Source organism: Vibrio sp. VGrn 2, from assembly GCF_009361695.1.
GTDB classification, from domain to species: domain Bacteria; phylum Pseudomonadota; class Gammaproteobacteria; order Enterobacterales; family Vibrionaceae; genus Vibrio; species Vibrio diabolicus.
Map to the genome: position 1 here is coordinate 1 of NZ_RBWD01000029.1, position 18,743 is coordinate 18,743.

22 protein-coding genes are annotated in these 18,743 nt (G+C 39.8%); 4 read left to right on the forward strand and 18 right to left on the reverse strand.

Annotated features, from left to right (window positions below; translation table 11 throughout):
* Window positions 1-222 precede the first annotated feature (222 nt).
* The 7 genes from D8S93_RS23810 to D8S93_RS23855 form a co-directional block, all read right to left on the reverse strand.
* Window positions 223-930 (reverse strand): hypothetical protein, encoded by a 708-nt coding sequence (locus D8S93_RS23810; RefSeq protein ID WP_152815962.1) that lies wholly within the window; start codon window positions 928-930, stop codon window positions 223-225.
* A 1,049-nt stretch (window positions 931-1,979) separates the two neighbouring features.
* Window positions 1,980-3,161, reverse strand: coding sequence for a hypothetical protein (locus tag D8S93_RS23820; RefSeq protein WP_152815965.1), 1,182 nt, complete (start codon window positions 3,159-3,161; stop codon window positions 1,980-1,982).
* A gap of 148 nt (window positions 3,162-3,309) precedes the next feature.
* Window positions 3,310-4,368 carry an LPO_1073/Vpar_1526 family protein gene (locus tag D8S93_RS23830; protein WP_152815971.1) on the reverse strand — a complete coding sequence of 353 codons (1,059 nt, stop codon included), beginning with the start codon at window positions 4,366-4,368 and terminating at the stop codon, window positions 3,310-3,312.
* Window positions 4,368-4,571, reverse strand: coding sequence for a hypothetical protein (locus D8S93_RS23835; RefSeq protein ID WP_152815974.1), 204 nt, complete (start codon window positions 4,569-4,571; stop codon window positions 4,368-4,370). The genes D8S93_RS23830 and D8S93_RS23835 overlap by 1 nt, the downstream gene beginning before the upstream one ends.
* A gap of 641 nt (window positions 4,572-5,212) precedes the next feature.
* Complete coding sequence (locus D8S93_RS23845; RefSeq protein WP_152815977.1) at window positions 5,213-5,617, reverse strand: DUF1801 domain-containing protein; 405 nt, start codon at window positions 5,615-5,617, stop codon at window positions 5,213-5,215.
* A 147-nt stretch (window positions 5,618-5,764) separates the two neighbouring features.
* On the reverse strand, window positions 5,765-6,145 hold the full coding sequence (locus D8S93_RS23850) for a nuclear transport factor 2 family protein (protein ID WP_014232138.1): 381 nt from the start codon (window positions 6,143-6,145) through the stop codon (window positions 5,765-5,767).
* Window positions 6,146-6,284: 139 nt separating this feature from the next.
* The gene (locus tag D8S93_RS23855) at window positions 6,285-6,671 is read right to left on the reverse strand and encodes an NUDIX hydrolase (protein WP_053047138.1); all 387 of its coding nucleotides are present in this window, start codon (window positions 6,669-6,671) and stop codon (window positions 6,285-6,287) included.
* 202 nt (window positions 6,672-6,873) lie between these two features.
* Here D8S93_RS23855 and D8S93_RS23865 point away from each other — a divergent pair, with 202 nt between their 5' ends.
* Window positions 6,874-7,287, forward strand: a complete 414-nt coding sequence (locus D8S93_RS23865; protein ID WP_152815982.1) for a hypothetical protein — start codon at window positions 6,874-6,876, stop codon at window positions 7,285-7,287.
* A gap of 159 nt (window positions 7,288-7,446) precedes the next feature.
* Here D8S93_RS23865 and D8S93_RS23875 read toward each other — a convergent pair whose 3' ends face one another.
* Complete coding sequence (locus tag D8S93_RS23875; RefSeq protein ID WP_152815985.1) at window positions 7,447-8,079, reverse strand: hypothetical protein; 633 nt, start codon at window positions 8,077-8,079, stop codon at window positions 7,447-7,449.
* A gap of 254 nt (window positions 8,080-8,333) precedes the next feature.
* Between D8S93_RS23875 and D8S93_RS24945 the strand changes: the two genes are divergently transcribed.
* On the forward strand, window positions 8,334-8,693 hold the full coding sequence (locus D8S93_RS24945) for a hypothetical protein (protein WP_172840928.1): 360 nt from the start codon (window positions 8,334-8,336) through the stop codon (window positions 8,691-8,693).
* 151 nt (window positions 8,694-8,844) lie between these two features.
* On the opposite strand, the gene D8S93_RS23895 is transcribed toward D8S93_RS24945, so the two are convergent.
* From D8S93_RS23895 to D8S93_RS23965, 9 genes are all read right to left on the reverse strand, one after another.
* Entirely contained in the window at window positions 8,845-9,708 is an 864-nt protein-coding gene (locus D8S93_RS23895; protein WP_152815989.1) for a hypothetical protein, read from the reverse strand.
* Window positions 9,709-10,527 carry a HipA family kinase gene (locus D8S93_RS23900; RefSeq protein ID WP_152815992.1) on the reverse strand — a complete coding sequence of 273 codons (819 nt, stop codon included), beginning with the start codon at window positions 10,525-10,527 and terminating at the stop codon, window positions 9,709-9,711. It lies immediately after the preceding gene.
* Window positions 10,528-10,775: 248 nt separating this feature from the next.
* Window positions 10,776-11,234: an STM3941 family protein gene (locus D8S93_RS23910; RefSeq protein WP_152815995.1), complete on the reverse strand. Its 459-nt coding sequence runs from the start codon at window positions 11,232-11,234 to the stop codon at window positions 10,776-10,778.
* A 143-nt stretch (window positions 11,235-11,377) separates the two neighbouring features.
* On the reverse strand, window positions 11,378-11,773 hold the full coding sequence (locus tag D8S93_RS23920) for a hypothetical protein (protein WP_152815998.1): 396 nt from the start codon (window positions 11,771-11,773) through the stop codon (window positions 11,378-11,380).
* A 1,296-nt stretch (window positions 11,774-13,069) separates the two neighbouring features.
* Window positions 13,070-13,468, reverse strand: a complete 399-nt coding sequence (locus D8S93_RS23940) for a DUF6232 family protein (RefSeq protein WP_152816001.1) — start codon at window positions 13,466-13,468, stop codon at window positions 13,070-13,072.
* Between the two features lie 137 nt (window positions 13,469-13,605).
* Window positions 13,606-14,115 carry an ATPase AAA gene (locus D8S93_RS23945; RefSeq protein ID WP_048625630.1) on the reverse strand — a complete coding sequence of 170 codons (510 nt, stop codon included), beginning with the start codon at window positions 14,113-14,115 and terminating at the stop codon, window positions 13,606-13,608.
* 143 nt (window positions 14,116-14,258) lie between these two features.
* Window positions 14,259-15,176: an FRG domain-containing protein gene (locus D8S93_RS23955; RefSeq protein WP_193621670.1), complete on the reverse strand. Its 918-nt coding sequence runs from the start codon at window positions 15,174-15,176 to the stop codon at window positions 14,259-14,261.
* A gap of 147 nt (window positions 15,177-15,323) precedes the next feature.
* Window positions 15,324-15,932, reverse strand: coding sequence for an SEC-C metal-binding domain-containing protein (locus D8S93_RS23960; protein WP_227484030.1), 609 nt, complete (start codon window positions 15,930-15,932; stop codon window positions 15,324-15,326).
* A 154-nt stretch (window positions 15,933-16,086) separates the two neighbouring features.
* Window positions 16,087-16,542: a GNAT family N-acetyltransferase gene (locus D8S93_RS23965; RefSeq protein ID WP_029817106.1), complete on the reverse strand. Its 456-nt coding sequence runs from the start codon at window positions 16,540-16,542 to the stop codon at window positions 16,087-16,089.
* A gap of 628 nt (window positions 16,543-17,170) precedes the next feature.
* Between D8S93_RS23965 and D8S93_RS23970 the strand changes: the two genes are divergently transcribed.
* Together D8S93_RS23970 and D8S93_RS23975 are read left to right on the forward strand one after the other, a co-directional pair.
* On the forward strand, window positions 17,171-17,419 hold the full coding sequence (locus D8S93_RS23970; protein ID WP_005377003.1) for a type II toxin-antitoxin system Phd/YefM family antitoxin: 249 nt from the start codon (window positions 17,171-17,173) through the stop codon (window positions 17,417-17,419).
* Entirely contained in the window at window positions 17,409-17,699 is a 291-nt protein-coding gene (locus D8S93_RS23975; RefSeq protein ID WP_005377002.1) for a type II toxin-antitoxin system RelE family toxin, read from the forward strand. The genes D8S93_RS23970 and D8S93_RS23975 overlap by 11 nt, the downstream gene beginning before the upstream one ends.
* 150 nt (window positions 17,700-17,849) lie before the next feature.
* Here the strand turns inward: D8S93_RS23975 and D8S93_RS23980 are convergent, their stop codons facing one another.
* Window positions 17,850-18,578 (reverse strand): hypothetical protein, encoded by a 729-nt coding sequence (locus tag D8S93_RS23980; protein ID WP_152816010.1) that lies wholly within the window; start codon window positions 18,576-18,578, stop codon window positions 17,850-17,852.
* Between the last annotated feature and the right edge of the window lie 165 nt (window positions 18,579-18,743).

The window sequence follows — 18,743 nt, forward strand, 5'->3', positions numbered from 1 at the left end:
TAAAACTGAGTTTTGACCATTGCCGATAGATCTGTGTACCAAATAGACTACTGCCAAATTTTTAGGTCAGAAACATGATTTTGATTGCTAGCTTTTTCTGGCGACTAACGCCCTGTTAAGGTGTGAGCAACGCAATACCGATGCCTCCGCATACCACCTTAAACACTAAACGCAATGCATAGTGAAAATGCCACGCGTTGCGAATCACTCTTAAACAGTTTGTTATATTTCAAATATGTATGAACCATTGACTGCTTCAAGAAAAACCACTTTATTGAACACACTTTTATCAATTTTGTTTTTCAATATATCTATACTTTCTTCATAGTGCCCGTAATTGATCGCGTCTATTAATATCAGCCACCATTGCTCATAATTATCATAGTAAGGTGCTATTTTTGAGGATTTTCTCTCAATGCAATACTTAGCATTTTTAAGCATTTCTTCCACAACAAGACAACCCTCTTCATACTCGTCGAATACCCCGCATTTGAATACTTGCTGATTTTCTTTAAGTTCATGGCGCTCGAAACTCACAGACAATCCATCTGATATAATATAAAGCCTTTTATTAAATACGCTCTCAGCTGTATCAAATGAATGGAGTAGTTCCAGTAATAACTTGCCATTTCGTTTCAAATTGCCAAACGGTCTTCTAATTTTGAAGTGAACATAAAATCCAACGTCCCATAAGTTGCAATCATAAGCTTTAAGGCTATTTTCCAAATAGGATAGAATTCTCATCCTGTCATCATCATAGCGCCTCAAAGCTCCCTGATATTCGTAGTGGTCGTTGAGTCTAGTAACTTCAATCGCAATATTTTCATTAAGTAAAAAGTCAGGGGGAACATTACCTTCTGGCTCAAATATTAAACTATGATGGGATATCGATTTTAAGTAATTCTCTGCCAACTTTTCTTCTTCATTCATAGTTGCTAATCTCAAATTGAAATATAACGCCGCATTAAGGGGTGAACAACGCAAACCACCCGACCTAAGGCATTGTGCCGTAAACACTTAAGCTAATTCAAACCAAAACTGCCAAGCGTTGTGAATCCCTCTTGAATGCTTTGTTAGTTGCCAAACCTAAAGCTTTGGTTTGAAGTCGATTGCCGTTTTGACAACACTCGTTTTATGTGCTTTGAAAAACTCAGTTCAGGCGCAGTTTCAAAGCGTTTGTCACTGAAACCACTTGGAATTTACAACGCCGTAGAAAACAGGCTTTGAACACCCAATAAACCTTTTGGAACGACAATGCAACAGAGCAGACTTTCAACAAACTAATCGGCTTCTGAAACAGCAAACCCAAACCGCACAAGAAACCAAAGCACGACTTTCACAAACCCAAATAACTAGAAATTGAAATGCGAAAAACCTAGCCAAAAACACATGGACATTAGCCCTAAACATTCTGCTTTAGCTGCGTTTTCCTCGTTGGCAACTAACGCGCAAGTTAAGGTGTGAGAGACGCAGATCCACCCTAACCTAAAATAAACTCTGATAAATCCGTGCCCATTTGGGCACTAAAACCCCAATGCGTTTCGAATCGGCTTGAACGTCTTGTTATTCCGCAACTAAAGTCGGCTATGTTTACGCCTAATCTTTTGATATGACGAGAAATTTTCGGTATGCAGGCAAAAATCGAAGCCGAAGTATTTGGCAGCTCACTACCTTAAATCGCTTTAGCGTCACTCTTTAATTGCTGCGCCATATTAAGGTGCGCTTAAAGCGCTTTAAGGCTAGCATGGAAATGACCAATATTCGCCCTTTTCGCCGCTTTTCCAACCTATTACCCCGCCACTTTCACTCTTAGGCTACAACCACGTACATTCAGCCTGAGAGATCCGTTGCGGAAATAACGCCCAATTAAGGTGTGAAGCACGCAATACCTATGCTGCTGCATGGTACTTCAACACAGAAACCACCGCATAACAAAAATGCCACGCGTGCTGAATCACTCTTAAATTGTTTGTTAGCTTTTAAGCCGCTGAGCTACTCTTTCTTCGTTTCCAAATATAGACTCCTAAAGGAATCAGGACAGTTCCCAGAATGAACTGCCAATTACTGATTACCACCCCCCAAGACATATTAATAATCGATTTTTCGTACTTCACAACTATGGGTATCTGATTTGTGTAAATATTATTTGAATTTTCTGAAGATTTTGACTCAGCTACGAGTATCAGAGGATCACCAACTGAAGCTCTTGATGGTTTTATTTGCCATACCCATCTAGATTCAACAAAAGGACTAAGAACTTGATGTTCTGGAGATAAACTAGTCACCTCAAATCCATTGCCAACTATGTTCAATTTTAAGGTCTTAAATTTATTATCAATCTGAACTATTTCTCCATCAGTCCATTTTGACATCCTGTAAATAGCGTCACCTGATTTTAACTTTGATAGAGCACCACTCACATCTTCGTTGTTTGGAGACATTCTTTTAGCAATCTCTTTTAATTCAATTACAGCGCTTTTTATTTCAGATTTATTCATGACATTTGGTCTATTTGCAAAGCGCATGGAAGGAATGACCGTCACATAAATAAAACCCGAATTTGAATCTTCTAGGAGTTCTGGATAGACAATTTCCAGTTTTGCGAATTCCAATTCATCTTCAATGAATTTCTTTTCTATATTGTTAACTTTATTAAAAAAAGTTAAGACATCCCCATTGTCAATTACTTTTTTCTGCTCATCGCTTAGTAATCTGCCTGCAAGTTCATTACCTATTTTATTTATACAGGCAGCAATATCTGACGCGTCTTTCTTCTGAAATGGTACCTTATCTACTTCTACTTCCCAACCAGTCATTAACTCATATATATCAGTGTACGAAGTACTAATCTTTGTTTCCCTAAGTCCATTTCTGTTAGTGCTTGCTAATACCATCTTGTATTCTGGGGTTACCAGAATATCGAGGTTATAATTTGATTCAATTATTTTAAGCTTCTTCTTACATTCGGTCGTGCTACACTGAATTTCAGAGTCATATCCTGAGGTACCTAGCCTAAATTCACATATATCCTTGGTAAACTCAAAAATCAAAAGAGAGGAGCTTTCACTCCTTGCGTCTATAAGATTTTCCTCTATTTCCTCAGCATAAATGAACGTAGGGAACGTAGAAAACAAAAATATTAGACATTTCAACTTATTCACATATCCTCCTTGAAAGCTAACGCCCTGTTAAGGTGTGAGCAACGCAATGCCGAAGCTGCTGCATACTGCCTTAAACACTAAACGCAACGCATAGCAAAAATGCCAAGCGTTGCGAATCACTCTTAAACAGTTTGTTATATGTAACTGTTCACTCAAACCAACCCGAAAGGTCTGTCTTCGTTTTGCTTATTTTTTCGAAATACTGACTACCAATAGCAATACCAACAGTCGTAAGCCTTAGGTTATTTATACCTCGGCTTGTCCATACACTGAAAAGTTTTTCCATATAAGGACGAACCTCAATACAATGTTTGATTATTTCGACATCACTCATTCGGTGACTTATATATGCACTAACTACTTTTTTTTGTGTTTCTAAAGGGATGTTTAATCTATTGAGCTTTTTATCAAGCCCGTCTTCAGGGAGGAACCAGACACTATATTTACTTTTGTCTGTTAAGCAGGTTGAAATAAACTCTTGCCTTAATTCATTGCTTAAGCCTAATCCCTCAACAATCGATTCATCAAATCCCCTTTGGAATAATTCAGGAAATACATTTTTAAAAGAAGATGCTAAGCTTGGTTGGTTGTTATCAAATGTAACACATCCCGAAAACTCAAGATGTTGATAACATGATGGATGCGTTGATATTTCAGTAAGTAATGGCTTGACGAACTCATCTAAAAAATTTCCCAACATGGCATAATTTCTTATTCCCGCTTGAGTGCAACTTCTTAGGAAGAAAATTATTGACAACGTCACAACATGAGTTTTTGTTAGTTTAGGAATAACTTTTAAAGACTCTTTAAAAACAATACCTTTAAGACTGCGAGCATCCTCACTACAAACTTGAACTAACGCATCAATTAATAAATCACCTAACTCATCATCACCAGTTTTTGCATATTCAACCTGAATATCGTAGAGGCAAGATTGAAAGTTTGGGTCACTCGCTTTAACAAACTCCTCACCAAACTCTTTTTTTAGCTTTGAGATAGCTTTATTAGTTACTTCTCTTGCTCTCTTAGTGGCTATGTTAGCAGCTAATTCTGATAGTTCTAAAAAATTCCTTTCAAATAGATCATTTGCTATATCTTTAACGTCAGAATATGACACCCCGATGTTCTGCTCGATATGAACATCCCCTTTTGTTTGAACCGCAATAGCTTTTTCTTTGACTATTTGCTCTTGCTTATCCCCCAACATTAATCCTTATCCTTCCTACCATAATTTATCTCTAACTTAACATTTCCAGTAGTCTGAATTCCATTTCCTCGTTTAACATCCTGGCTTTGAGTCAACCTTCTTTTGCTGAACTTTGCACCGAAGAAAATACCCACAACGGCAAGACCTAAACTGATATAAGTTGCTATATCAACACCAATAGTTTGGTTCAAAAAATCTAACATTCCACTCTCCTAAAGCAGACTAGCCACATTGTTGCATATAACGCCGCATTAAGGGGTGAACAACGTATTACACCCGAACTAAACCATTGTGCCGTAAACACTTAAGCTGATTCAAACCAAAACTGCCAAGCGTTGTGAATCCCTCTTGAATGCTTTGTTAGTTGACAAACTTGAGGCTTTAATTTGAAGTTGATTACCGCTTTGCCAATACTAACTTGACGTGTATTGAGAAACTCAAATCAGGCGCAGTTTCAAAGCGCCTGTCACTGAAACCACTTGGAATTTACAGCGCCGTAGAAAACGAACTTTGAACACCAAACAAACCTTTTGGAACGACAATGCAACAGTTCAGGCTTTCAACAAGCTAATCAGTAGCTGAAACAGAAAACCCAAATCGCACAAGAAATCAAAGCACGATTCTCACAACCCAAAATACGAAAACCTAGCCAAACACTCACGAACACTAGCCCTAAACATTCTGCTTTAGGTAGGTTTTTCCTCGTTGGCAACTAACGCCGCGTTAAGGGGTGAACAACGCCACCACCGAACCTAAACCATTGTGCCGTAAACACTAAAGCTGAATCAAACTGAAAATGCCAAGCGTTGAGAATCCCTCTTAAACGCTTTGTTATGTGAATTTTTCACACTCCCAAAAGAGGCAGATTCTTACGCTGATGATAGGTTAAAGCTAACTCTAAACAGGTCTTGATGACCGTCTCTGGTAGCGGTTTCGATAAGGACAGAACTATTGCTCTGTTACCCTGAAACACCAATTCGTCACTATACAACTCCCGAAATGTATCGATTAGCTTAGTTTGGCAATTAAAGAATAGGTAATAACTATTAGGAGACTTAAGCTTCCAGTCCATTCTTAACGGACTGCCAGTTTTTACACTGTAACTTGGCTCACCCCATTTGAGAGTTTCATCGACCTCACCCAGTTCCAACTCAGATGCGACTTGAAAGACTAAATTTCGCAGCTCTTCTAACCTAACACGAGCATTATCTGGATACTCATCGAAACGATCTTTGACTACCTTGTCCATTGGAATCTCCTATTCACATAACGCCCAATTAAGGTGTGAGGCACGCAATACGGTGCTTCCGCATACCACCTTAACCACTAAAACCAACGCATAGTAAAAATGTCACGCGTGCCGAATCACTCTTAAATTGTTTGTTAGGTGCGTAGCTTAATCTTGCACTAATCTGACCCATTTTGCCCGCCATGCCTGTGCTTCCATTGGGTCTGGCCAGAACTCTTTTTGCTTACTTATTAAGCCATTTTCAACGGTATGAAAAGTTATAGCTCGTGCTTTTTGGACACTATCTGTAATTGATACATCAGTGACAACTGTTTCACCGTCGCAAACTACAGAGTGAATTGTAAACTCCCAAATACCATTCGCTGGGTAATAGGAATTGATAGCCGTAAAGTTATCTCGGCCAATAATAAGTTCACCAGACTGCGGCCAGAAACCCTCAAAGTCTGGGCTAAGCCACTCGCTTGCTTTGGCAAAGTCATTTGTTTTCATCGCATCCCAAAAAGCTAGGACGACTTCCTTTGAGTTCATGATTTTCTCCAAGCACCTAACGCCGCGTTAAGGGGTGAACAACGCGATACCACACAACTTAAACCATTGTGCCATAAACACAAAAGCTAAACTTTGGACCAAAACTGCCAAGCGTTGAGAATCCCTCTTAAACGCTTTGTTATGTGTATAATCCTAAATGCTTTTCGATGAAGGTTAAGTCAGCGTCAAAGAAGTCTCCACGAGGAATATCGGTAGGAATAAACCAGTAGAAAGTCTGCTTCCGTTCTGGGTCTACGGCTGCTGGTTCTTGGTTCGGTAGAGCCTCTAAAACTACATAACTTATTTCTCCACCATAGCTATTTTGAGCAGTGTGATTACCTAGAACCTTAAGACCATTTAAACCTGTTTCTTCCCATAGTTCCCGTATAGCGGCTTGCTCACCACTTTCACCAGAATCAACTGAACCGCCTGGAAATTCAAAAACCATACCTTTACCACGTCGGTAACGGTTCTGAACAAGAACTTTACCTTGTTTTACCACTACAGCCATTGATAGATTTTTCAAACTGAACTCCTTTCCAAGCGGATACACATAACGCCTTGTTAAGGTGTGAGGCGCGCAATACCGAAGCCTCCGCATAACACCTTAACCACTAAAACCAACGCATAGTAAAAATGCCACGCGTGCCGAATCACTCTTGAACAATTTGTTAGATTAACACAAGCACATGAATTAAAATGTGTTTTTAAAACTTTTAAGTTCATAAATGAAAGAAAAATTACTCACTATATTCAAAACAACATGGAAAAAGATAAAAACACTAGACCGAGCGCTAATCGTCGCAATTATAGCTGTCATCGTGCCTTACTTTACTTGGATGGAAGATTCATCCAGTAATGATAAGAAAGATGCATATGAAATTTACTCGCAGTATTTGAAATACCGAAATGATTGTGAGAACAAAAATTTATGTTCTGGTTTAGACGACATCACTTTAGTATCGGCAGAACGCATCCACCTACTATTTAGTGACGACGTAGGTTGGAACGAAACCATTCGATACATGTATAAGTATGAGCCTGCTTACTTTACAGAAATGGAATGTCGCACACTGTCTCGGGACTTTTTAAATTACTTAAGAAAAATCAAAATCCCGTTCACGTGTAAGCAGCAGAACTAACAGTAACCCGTATAATGATATGGCAAATTATACGGGTTAATCTAACGCCTTGTTAAGGTGTGAGGCACGCAATACCGAAGCTCCCGCATAACACCTTAACCACTAAAACCAACGCATAGTAAAAATGCCACACGTGCCGAATCACTCTTGAACAATTTGTTATAAAGATTTTTTCTCAGTTGCCTTTTCATAGTCATTGAGTGCTCTATTGATGTGATACACAGAAAACAAGGCACTACCATCATTGAGCATATAAAAGTCTAATGGTAGGAAGATAACACCAGAAATAAGAAGGCTTGGCTCAAATCCAGTAACAATGGAGTAAATCGATAGTAAAAATGTTATGAACCCAAAGCCAGCTATGAGCAATCCAAACACCAAGTTATAAGAAGCAATAACCTTATCTAGGATGTTTAATCTGATCCGGTACGACAAAAGTTCTACATCAGAAATATCAGGTAAAAGTTGGACTGTTTTCAAAACATGTCTGAAAGAGACCGTCGCCCCAACCCTTTCATTAAGTACATAAACTGCTTTTAACATTGGGAAGCTAACACGAGTACCATGAATACCTTTAAAACACTCAATATCTAGCTCATTTTTTAAATGAGTCTTTAGTTCTTCCGAGACACTCGGTTCTTGTAAAGCTGATAAAATTTGAGCGATTCTATTTTTTCTAAGTAAGAAGTAGTACTCGGTTACTCTAGGAGCATTTATAGCAATAGTTACGATCACTACAACAATCGCAATCCAGTAATCACCACTTTTTAGTAACTCAACAACTAAGTCCATTTATCGCAAAAGTCTCCTAATCTTTATAACGCCCTGCTAAGGGGTGAGCAACGCAATACCGAAGCCACCGCATACCACCTTAACCACTAAATTCAACGCATAGTAAAAATGCCACGCGTTGCGAATCCCTCTTGAGCAGTTTGTTAGTTTGCAAACCCAAAGCGTTGATTTTACGTTATTTTAAATTTTGAAAACAATAAACTCTATGTGTTTTGATGCACTCAAGTCAGGCGTAGTTTCAAAGCGGCTACTCAATGAAGCCACGTGGAACAAACAACGCCGCAGAAAACGAACTGACAACACCAAAAAGCACTTTTGGAAAACCAATCTCACAATGCGGACTTTCAACAAAGCCACCGAAACCACATGAACATACCACACCAGAGAAAACGCCATCTCAGCGAGTAAATCAGCTTTTGTACCAACAAACTCAACGAGCAGAGTTTCAGCAAAAAAGTTCGACTCAGTTAACCCCAAAGTCACCGTACCAAAGAACAAACCAAACGTTGAAACGATGCCAATTTTGGATTTTCACCACTCTAGTTAACACTAAAATTGAAAGCCAATACGACAACTTAAACCTTGAGCTTTTACCACTAGATCTTGCGATATAGCTGCGTTTTTCCTCTTGCAAACTAACGCCCTGTTAAGGTGTGAGCAACGCAATACCTAAGCTTCCGCATACCACCTTAAACACAAAACGCAACGCATAGCAAAAATGCCAAGCGTTGCGAATCACTCTTAAACAGATTGTTATGTTTATGTTTATGCTACGTTAGCCCAAGAACATATTTCGTCCGCCAAGCCACTAACAGAGGTGTGTCCCCCAACGGAAATACCTTGCTTATTCATATGCCAATCAAATTTATCAAGAGTATTTTCAATTGAAACTATTTGTTCTTTGTTTAACTTTTCTACTTCATCGCCAGGCATCAATATAAAGACGGATGCTTTATTTCCCTTGCCTAACTTAACCGCCGATTCAACATCTCTAGCCGCTTTCAGTAGATTAAGTTCAATTCTTTGAACGTTAGAATAGACTGTCGAAGCGAGCCCTCCAACAAGGTTTCTGTTATCTCGAAACGGTACGAAAAGTTCATGTGCCCCCAAGTCATCCTCGATGAAAATTGAACTATCAGCAGGTACAAACTCTTCAAATTGTAATGCAGCTTTTATTTTTAACTCATCAACCAAGCAGGTATACAGTTTATCTGTGTTAACGGAGTTAAAACGCTTTGTATTACCGGGAACACGGATTTTTTTCTGCAAAGGAACAGTCTGTTCAAACAGACTGGTTAAAACCTCATCAACAGAGAAACCTTGAGCATAACCAGAGTTATCGTATGCAATTTGTGGGATCGGTGATGACTTTTTATTTTGACGTAAACTTTCACCGACTATTGAAGTCACCAACTCTGCATGATAAATACCACGTTCACCATACAGGCACTTTACTCTTTCGAAATAGCTCAACAGCCTGCTATGGACTCGCCCATTTTCGACAAATCCAACACCAATATTAAGTTTCTCGCCAGTAGCTAAGTCAGGTGTCCACCTGATATTAAACCACTCACCTTTTACTAGGCTTTTCTCAGTATTTTGTCCTAATAGCTTTTCAAGATTGTTCATTTAAGCCACCAGTAGCCCCGTTTTATCCTTAATCCTCGATACGCTAAGATGCGCACGAGCTTCAAGGAAATGCTGAAGGTGTGATGAGCAATCTTCATCGAGTAGTGCATCACACCATTTAATTAATTCTTGGTGAGCTTTTCTAAAAGCCTCTGGGTGCTCTTTACTCGACTCAATTAAGGATGCAGATAAAGGCAGTGGGTAGTTGTTATCTTGGTACAATCCGTCAAGTAGCTTATTCTCATACACACTTTCCACCACTAAATGCTCTTTAGTCCACTTTTCCGAAACAGGCACATTGCCATGATCAATGACGTAAAAGTCATTGTATCCTTTGACTGTTATATTTCCTGTGTTCCTATCTTGATTTGCAACCCAATCATCGAACGCAAGCATATTAGGGAATGACTTCCACTTTTTTAACTGCTCTAAGCATTGATTAAACGCCAACATATTTTCCATCTTCAGATATGTATTGGGAGTCGTCCCAGACTCTTCGCTAGCCCATCCCCAATAGTAGTCACCAGAACATTCAAAGTCACCTTTGAAATTATTTTCTATCACTTCTTTAGGGATTTGTATGACGGCGACTTTCTTAGGTTGCGGTATACCAGAGGCGTGCGCCACTAGGTAACCAGTAATTTCGTTGATTAAGCCACGAGGATGACATTTGGGATAAACTTTTACATAGAAACGACCAGCTTTGTTATCTATCCACTTAACACTAGCCAGGTGTGTTGCTGCCATTCGACCATCAGACGTATGCTCCAGAGGAGCTATATATTTATCAAACGATAAAATCTGTACGATATCGCTCATTTTATTTTCCTTTTTTATACTTATATAGCTGCCTGAGCCATACAAACTAGCCGGATTCTAACACTTACCTATTTGGTTGCATATTGTTTCGTATTAGATGATTGAGGTAGACCTGACAATAAACATAACGCTCTGTTAAGGGGTGAACAACGCAATACAAAAGTCTCTGCAAACCACCTTCAACACTAAAACCAACGCATAGTGAAAATGCCACGCGTTGCGAATCCCTCTTAAACAGTTTGTTAGGCTTAAGGCGCAAACTTCTGCTTATATTTGTTAAGAAGAGAGCTAAGCTCAGATGGTTTCATTGCGAATACATTTGCAATACAAGCCTCCGCACCTCCAATAGCACAGGCTGCTTTTTGAGCAACTCTCCATTTTTTACACTTAGGAGAAAGGGCTATCGAAACCACCTTGTTATTGCTAATTGTTACCACAGAAAAAGACTCAACCTCTGACCAAGAGAGAGACCACTTCCGGAAACCTATTTTAACTTCAAATCCTTCAGCGTCTATTTTTAATGCTGTAGCTGAGGGCAATAGGACTAGAATGGTGACAACAACCCCCAAAGAGAAAATGATAGTCGCTACCCATCCCCACCAGTGCCCTAAAGAAATCAAATAACACCCCAACAAGGTCATTCCTATTCCACACAAAAGAACAATCAAGCCTTTGACACGGCTCCCTAAAATAATTACCGGTTCCATTTCATTTCCTTATAGTGAGCCTAACGCCCTGTTAAGGGGTGAGCAACGCAATACAAGAGCCGCCGCATACCGCCTTAAACACTAAAACCAACGCATAGTGAAAATGCCACGCGTTGCGAATCCCTCTTGAACAGTTTGTTAGGCTATTGACCCTCTGAGATTCTCACGTACGTCCCATTGAAGGTGACATTTAGCCCGCCACAACCGTTGTCTTTGCTCACTACGAGGGTATCTTGATCTAACAAAACTTGGAGAGTACAGCCGTCAACGTCATAGTCTATTTGATTACCTTTTAACGTTACAACTCCGTCGATTTCTCCAAAATTTACAAGGCCAGAAGAAGAGCCACCTACCCAAACTGATGTACCAGATAGTTCGTATGTGTTCGAACCCACCTTAGTCAAGTCAATAAAGGCAGTGTCAGTATCCAATTGATCATTGTTATACCGCTCATAATGCCCCTGAAAATCAGGAAAGACTGCTGCATATACAGGCGATGAAATAAGCAACATACTTAGAGCTACGCAAACTGTTTTCAAGCTCAAATTCTCCTCAATAGCCTAACGCCCTGTTAAGGGGTGAGCAACGCAATACTGAAGCCGCCGCATACCACCTTAAACACTGAAACCAACGCATAATGGAAATGCCACGCGTTGCGAATCCCTCTTAAACAGTTTGTTAGTTTGTAAACCCAAAGGATTGATTTTACGTTATTTTACACTTTGCAAACAACAAACTTTATGTGCTTTGATGCACTTAAGTCAGGCGTAGTCTCAAAGCGGCTAGTCAATGAAACCACTTGGAACAAACAACGCCGCAGAAAACGAACTCACAACACCAAAAAGCGCTTTTGGAAAACCAATCTTACAATGCGGACTGTCAACAAAGCCACTGAAACCACGTGAACTTACCACACCAGAGAAAACGTCATTTCAGCGAGTAAATCGGCTTTTGTACCAACAAACTTAACGAGCAAAGTTTCAGCAAAAAAGTACGACTAAATTATCCCAAAAGTCGCCGCACCAAAGAACAAATCAACCGTTGAAACGATGCCAACTTGGAATTTTCACCACGCTAGTTAACACTGAAATTGAACGTCGATACGACAATTTCAACTTTGAGCTTTTACTGGTAGATCTTGCGATATAACTGCGTTTTTCCTCTTGCAAACTAACGCCCAATTAAGGTGTGAGGCACGCAATACGATGCCCCCGCATACCACCTTATTCACTTAAACCAACGCATAGTAAAAATGCCACGCGTGCCGAATCACTCTTAAATTGTTTGTTAGTACGCTGTTTCTAAACCTTTTGGTTTACACCAAGGTGTTGAAATATAACACGAAACTATTGGCTTAAAACGCTAAAGCTAAAGGGACAACTGCGAAACTAGAACTTAACCTCAAAACGCAAGTTGGCTAGAAGAAAAACACGCCCAACTACCCTATTTTGACCAGTTTCAAATTAGCAAAGGATTCGGTCACCGAGCTTTGACAACCAGACCAAAGAACCGAATTTAAGGTAAAAAACCAACCACTCAAGAGAAGCCGCGCCCACGAAATAGCCAAAAAGTTAGAAGCCGTAAACGGTGAAGTCAAAGCGAACACTCCGCATATAGTGCCACCGGAAAGAACGTGAAAGGTACGCCCGTTCAGGTGTGAAGCTAGGGAACGAAACCAATAAACACCAGAACTTTTAACCTTTGATGCCAATCCCGTACTAACGCCTTGTTAAGGTGTGAGGCACGCAATACCGAAGGTTCCGCATAACACCTTAACCACTAAAGCCAACGCATAGTAAAATGCCACGCGTGCCGAATCACTCTTGAACAATTTGTTATACGAATTTTTTCAGTGCCAACACTTGCTGTTCAAATAACTCACAATCTGACTTTGAGTATGACTTAGCGACATTAACCCATTGAACGCCCGTTTCATCTATGTGGTGAAACTCGACTTGAAGTGCATATTTAGAACAACGAAAAAGAGCAAAAACCAAACCTACAACCGTCAGACTAAGAACTAAAACTAGTAGCCATTGTGGCACCTCTTCCAACCTTGGAATAACTAACCAAACTGCCCCTGAAAAAACACACACCCAGAATAAAACTTGACCTAAATTATCAAGAAAACTTAACTTTTTAACCCTAACATTGTTTATCTTAGACAAAGGATATGAGTCTTTCTTAAACCTGAACTCTTTTGAATCCAAGCTAAAATCAGTATTTTTGTACATAATTTCCCTCTATTCGTATAACGCCGCATTAAGGTGTGAGCAACGCTACCACGAAACTTAACCATACCACCATAAACACAAAACCCAACGATGGAATGAAAAATGCCAAGCGTTGGGAATCACTCTTAAATGCTTTGTTAGCATGTTGTTTCCACAACAAATGCGTTGACTTGTGAGCGTGTAGTGAAACGTACTTTATTGCCCTGAAAATCACTGAACAATTGCTGATGAAACTGCCGTGAGCTTTTGGACTCTCGAACCGTGTATTCAGAAGCCCATTTCAATAACTCTCGAAAATTCTTCTCCGCCTGTTCCACATCAAGTTGCTTTGAGCTCTCTGAACCACGAGCATGCAGAGAACTCTCACACACGGACCACTCCAAATCCAAGAACAACAGCGTATCAGCGGAAGGAATGAGCTGTTCCGCTAAGGCACCAAATACCCCTTCAACCACCCAGCTATGTTGAGAACGTAAACTAACAATTTCATTTTCGATTGCTCTAGGAGAGCGTTTCCGGTTATAGCCACCTGGCTCCCATACAATCGAGTCCAAGTTAACTTCTTGCAACTGGAGCTTTCGAGACAACAGATCTGACAACCAACTCTTACCTGAACCAGAATTGCCAATGATGAGAATTTTCTTCATGTTGCTCCTACATGCTAACGCCCAATTAAGGTGTGAGGCACGCAATACCAAAGCTGCCGCATGCCACCTTAATCACAAAAAATGACGCATAGTGAAAATGCCACGCGTGCCGAATCACTCTTAAATTGTTTGTTATGCATTTGTTATAAGCCAAATTTTTCTCGCGTCATTTGAACGGCTTTATCAATGATGTCAAGATTTTGGTCTGCGTCTGGATAAACAAATGCTTCGTTTATACCAAAGTCGTCTTCCAATCTTTTTAAGATTATTGGTTTAAGTGAATGGGCAATTTTATATACACGACGCCCAGCATAACTGGTGTGCGTTGATGCTGTGTACATCAGTTGATCCATTGGCACTGCATTTCGATGGTATATGAAAGCTCCTTTCTGATTCAGTATGCGCTGTCCATATTTAATCTTATCGAGTTCAATGACAGGGGTAACTGTCGGTAGTCCATCTTTCGATAGTTTTGTACACAACTCTCTAGCATGACGCTCTCGCTCACTTGCATCCATCAATGACCCATCGGGCTTTTGACAATACCCAATACTTCCCGAGGCATAGAGCCCCATCATTTCTTTGACACGAGAATAAATATCAAACATGTACACACTGCAATCTTTTTCTGGCATCTCACAACATGCAAAGTAGAGAGCTATTTTAGGATCATAACTGAAATCGATTAAGTCCGTCGGTAAGCCATAGTGTTGTGCTAAATATGCAATAGATTCAAACGATAGCTCTTGAGAGCCAAGAGTTCTTAAATTGTCATAAAAATCGTCCAAAATTTGGAAAGACTGTTTTTTATATTCCTCTAGGTCGATTTCTGGGAGTAAAACCTTTGAGTTAAAACCTACATCGACTTCAGACCATTTCAGATCATGGTTAGAGATAAAGTATCGGTAAAAGGTGGATATACACACAAAGTCATAATTTGCCATGCCTCTAAAGAATAACTCACCATCTACCTCTTTGTTAAAGAACACATCTTCAACTTGTTCAATAGTTGTTAAATCCGTTTGATACCACTGCCTAAAATCAAATGTTGGAAACTGCATAAACAACTCCGAAGTTAATAAAAATGCATAACGCCGCATTAAGGTGTGAGCAACGCTACCACAAAACTTAACCAGATCACCGTAAACACAAAACCCAACGATGGAATGGAAAATGCCAAGCGTTGGGAATCACTCTTAAATGCTTTGTTATATTAATTGACCACAGCAATTTTTGTATTTCTTTGTTGAACCGCACGGACAATCAGAGTTTCTAGATGGCTTAGAAAACTCAAAACCTTTTAACTCACTGTTTTCTCTTTTAAGGCGTTCTATTTCTTGTTGCATTAACATTTGTTGCACTGAGTTATTTATTAAACTCTCGACATCACTTTCTGACATCCCATCGTCTGACATCATGAGAGGTGTTACGTAGGCTAAAATGGATACGATTAAAGCTAGAAATGCATACAGTTCAGAGCGGCTTTTAGGAAGGTATTGGCTAACTGATGAAAACTCTGGAACTTCTTCATTAATCTTTTGCTTTACCTCTTCACGCGATAGCCGCTGTTCTTTAGCTTCATCAAGCACTTGAGCATAACGTTGTAATTGTTCTATCGTTTTACTCGGTGCATTTATTATTTCAATTACATTTCCTAAGACGTTGAATACCCCGTCAGGAACACTTCCCATACCACCACACTTCGGACACGGACCAGATCGGTTTCCAGTCATTGTCATTTGTAAGCAATTCTCGACAAATATGCCGGATGGGAATGGAGTACCACAGTTATCACAAAATGCTGGAATCATCGGCATAATCGAATCTCCTTACTAATTAATATAACGCCAAATTAAGGTGTGAACAACGCTAACACCTTACCTAAAGCATTGTGCCATAAACACTAAACTGGCTTGAAGTGAAAGCGCCGAGCGTTGTGAATCACTCTTAAATTTATTGTTAGCAGACAACCTACAACGCGAGTTTAAACCCTTCATGTGTTGCTTTGAATCCAAGCTTTTCATAGAACCTGATTGCATCTGGGCGCTGCTTGTCACTTGTTAACTGAACAATTGTACAGCCTTTGCTTTTTGCCAGTTCGATGGCATGTGCGAACATTTGCTCACCGAAGCCTTGTCCACGATAGTCACTATGGATTCGTACACCTTCGATAAGACAACGCCAACTGCCAATATGTGTCAGATAGGGAATAAAAGTAATTTGAAGCATCCCGACTAGAGAGTTTTCCAGTTCAACAACAAGTAATTCGTTGTTTGGGTCTCGTGCAATTGCTTCGAACGCTTCAATATACGCACTATTCAGCGGGACAGACGCGTCTTCTCTTTTGCTACCAAGCGGGTCATTTGAAAGCAAAGCAACAAGACTTTCCAAATCTTCAAAATCAGCTGAACGATACTTTAATTCCATCTATAGTTCCTTGTTACCTCTGACTGCTAACGCCGCGTTAAGTAGTGAGCAACGCTACCACCTAACCTAAACCATTACACCTTAAACACAAAACTCAATTTAAGCTGAGAATGCCACGCGTTGTGAATCTGCCTTAAACGCTTTGTTATGCCTTTGCTTTTGGCTTGCTACAATTTTGAACTTTCTTTGTTTTGAAAAAAGCTCAGATTCTTCGGAATGTAAAACTGGCAAGCTTGTCTATCTGCTGTGGTTGGCTGTTCCCAAGCACCACACAAATCCTTATTATTCTCTTTCGTCCGCGTAAATTGCTTACACTTTCCACAACGTTCCATTTGATACCTATCCAAGTCACTTCAAACTAAGATCAACAATAACGTGATTGGAAACTTCGGAATTTGATTCAACCCAAATCTAGCGAAAATTGTCGATTATTACTTGAATAGTGATAAAAGGCATAACGCCTTGCTAAGGTATTATGCAATACCTTAGCCTCCGCATAATACCTTAAACACATAGACCGACGCATAGTAAAAATGCCACGCGTTGCGAATCACTCTTAAGCAACTTGTTATACCGCTTGGTTGAGGCTAAAATGACCAACATAAAGACCACTTAAGAGACCGATTATATGACCACTAGAATTTTAGCCGATGTTGCTGCAAGCATTACTGAGTTGAAAGCTAATCCTATGAAAGTTGCAACTAGTGCTTACGGCGAACCTGTTGCTGTATTAAACCGAAATGAGCCCGCATTTTATTGCGTACCTGCCGAAGCGTACGAAATGATGATGGACAGACTCGAAGATCTTGAACTACTCGCTATCGCTAAAGAGCGTGAATCTGAAGAAAGCATTTCGGTAAATATTGATGACCTATAAACTCGACTTTAAAAAGAGTGCACTCAAAGAGTGGAAAAAGCTTGGCTCTACTCTGCAACAACAATTTAAGAAAAAGCTAATCGAGCGCTTAGATAACCCACATGTTCCGGCTTCAAAGCTTTCTGGAGCTGACAACATGTATAAAATTAAGTTGCGTCAATCGGGCTACCGTCTCGTCTACAAAGTTGAAGACGATGTCATCATTGTAACCGTCTTAGCAGTAGGAAAACGCGAACGTAGCGATGTTTACCGTAAAGCCATGAAAAGGTTAGATGATTGATTGCGGTATAACGCCCAATTAAGGTGTGAAGCACGCGACCACGACACTTAATTTAACCACTGTAAACACTAAACTTGACCCAAACCAAAAATGCCAAGCGTGCTGAATCACTCTTAAATTGCTTGTTATACAAATTATTTCGACATTACCTCAGAACGGTATATCCATATCAAACTCAAACGTCTCATCTCTGTTTGGGTTGGTTCTCCAGTGTAAGTGAGATAACCCTAGAGAACTCACAAGCATACAAACTACTGAAAGTAAGAAAATCTTTATGCCACCTTTAATACGCTGATAAAAAGAGTTCAGTGATTCATAGTCAAAGAGCTCTAAGTCACGAAACTCTAGAATTGCTAAGTCTTTTACTTCTTGAGTGATTTTCGAAGAATGCTTCAGAGCATTGTTAACGACACGCAACTGATTAATTGGCACATAATTATCAGCCTCACTTATTTTGACATTTCTTGAGTTATACTCTTTTTTCAAAGATTTCCAATTGAATAAAGATTTTTTGTCAACGTTATCAAAAGCTAAAGACAGCAAGCTCTTAAGCGTAATCTCCAACTGTTTAAATGAGTAAATCACTTGCATTTCCACTAAAGCAAATACTTGATCAGAAATGTATTCGCTGTGAGCTTGTGATGCTTGGCAGTCTAAAACCAAGTCATTATACTCATCGATACTAAATTCAACGTACTCATCCGTAGCTTGGTTTTTTGCGTCGTAATCCGACTTCCAGTCATCGTAACGTTTTTCAGCTGTATCCAACTCCCGCTTAAGTACAGCGTACTCCTCATTCATTTGTGTATTCAACGAGGCTATTGCGAGATCGAACAGGTTTTCGCCGCACTCAGCCGTATGAAATAACTCATCAACCAATTTTTGTTCTGTGCTGTACACCGAAACTCCTCATTTGTATAACGCGCAGTTAAGGTGTGAGAGACGCACATGCACCCTAACCTAAAATAAACTCTGATAAATCCGTGCCTATTTGGGCACTAAAACCCCAATGCGTTTCGAATCGCCTTGAACGTCTTGTTATTC

What these genes read in the sequence shown, in the direction of transcription:
- D8S93_RS23810 (WP_152815962.1), bottom strand. Translation starts at nt 930, where the DNA reads ATGAATGAAGAAGAAAAGTTGGCAGAGAATTACTTAAAATCGATATCC.
- D8S93_RS23830 (WP_152815971.1), bottom strand. Translation starts at nt 4,368, where the DNA reads ATGTTGGGGGATAAGCAAGAGCAAATAGTCAAAGAAAAAGCTATTGCG.
- D8S93_RS23835 (WP_152815974.1), bottom strand. Translation starts at nt 4,571, where the DNA reads ATGTTAGATTTTTTGAACCAAACTATTGGTGTTGATATAGCAACTTAT.
- D8S93_RS23845 (WP_152815977.1), bottom strand. Translation starts at nt 5,617, where the DNA reads ATGGACAAGGTAGTCAAAGATCGTTTCGATGAGTATCCAGATAATGCT.
- D8S93_RS23850 (WP_014232138.1), bottom strand. Translation starts at nt 6,145, where the DNA reads ATGAACTCAAAGGAAGTCGTCCTAGCTTTTTGGGATGCGATGAAAACA.
- D8S93_RS23865 (WP_152815982.1), top strand. Translation starts at nt 6,874, where the DNA reads ATGAAAGAAAAATTACTCACTATATTCAAAACAACATGGAAAAAGATA.
- D8S93_RS23875 (WP_152815985.1), bottom strand. Translation starts at nt 8,079, where the DNA reads ATGGACTTAGTTGTTGAGTTACTAAAAAGTGGTGATTACTGGATTGCG.
- D8S93_RS24945 (WP_172840928.1), top strand. Translation starts at nt 8,334, where the DNA reads ATGAAGCCACGTGGAACAAACAACGCCGCAGAAAACGAACTGACAACA.
- D8S93_RS23895 (WP_152815989.1), bottom strand. Translation starts at nt 9,708, where the DNA reads ATGAACAATCTTGAAAAGCTATTAGGACAAAATACTGAGAAAAGCCTA.
- D8S93_RS23900 (WP_152815992.1), bottom strand. Translation starts at nt 10,527, where the DNA reads ATGAGCGATATCGTACAGATTTTATCGTTTGATAAATATATAGCTCCT.
- D8S93_RS23910 (WP_152815995.1), bottom strand. Translation starts at nt 11,234, where the DNA reads ATGGAACCGGTAATTATTTTAGGGAGCCGTGTCAAAGGCTTGATTGTT.
- D8S93_RS23940 (WP_152816001.1), bottom strand. Translation starts at nt 13,468, where the DNA reads ATGTACAAAAATACTGATTTTAGCTTGGATTCAAAAGAGTTCAGGTTT.
- D8S93_RS23945 (WP_048625630.1), bottom strand. Translation starts at nt 14,115, where the DNA reads ATGAAGAAAATTCTCATCATTGGCAATTCTGGTTCAGGTAAGAGTTGG.
- D8S93_RS23955 (WP_193621670.1), bottom strand. Translation starts at nt 15,176, where the DNA reads ATGCAGTTTCCAACATTTGATTTTAGGCAGTGGTATCAAACGGATTTA.
- D8S93_RS23960 (WP_227484030.1), bottom strand. Translation starts at nt 15,932, where the DNA reads ATGCCGATGATTCCAGCATTTTGTGATAACTGTGGTACTCCATTCCCA.
- D8S93_RS23965 (WP_029817106.1), bottom strand. Translation starts at nt 16,542, where the DNA reads ATGGAATTAAAGTATCGTTCAGCTGATTTTGAAGATTTGGAAAGTCTT.
- D8S93_RS23970 (WP_005377003.1), top strand. Translation starts at nt 17,171, where the DNA reads ATGACCACTAGAATTTTAGCCGATGTTGCTGCAAGCATTACTGAGTTG.
- D8S93_RS23975 (WP_005377002.1), top strand. Translation starts at nt 17,409, where the DNA reads ATGACCTATAAACTCGACTTTAAAAAGAGTGCACTCAAAGAGTGGAAA.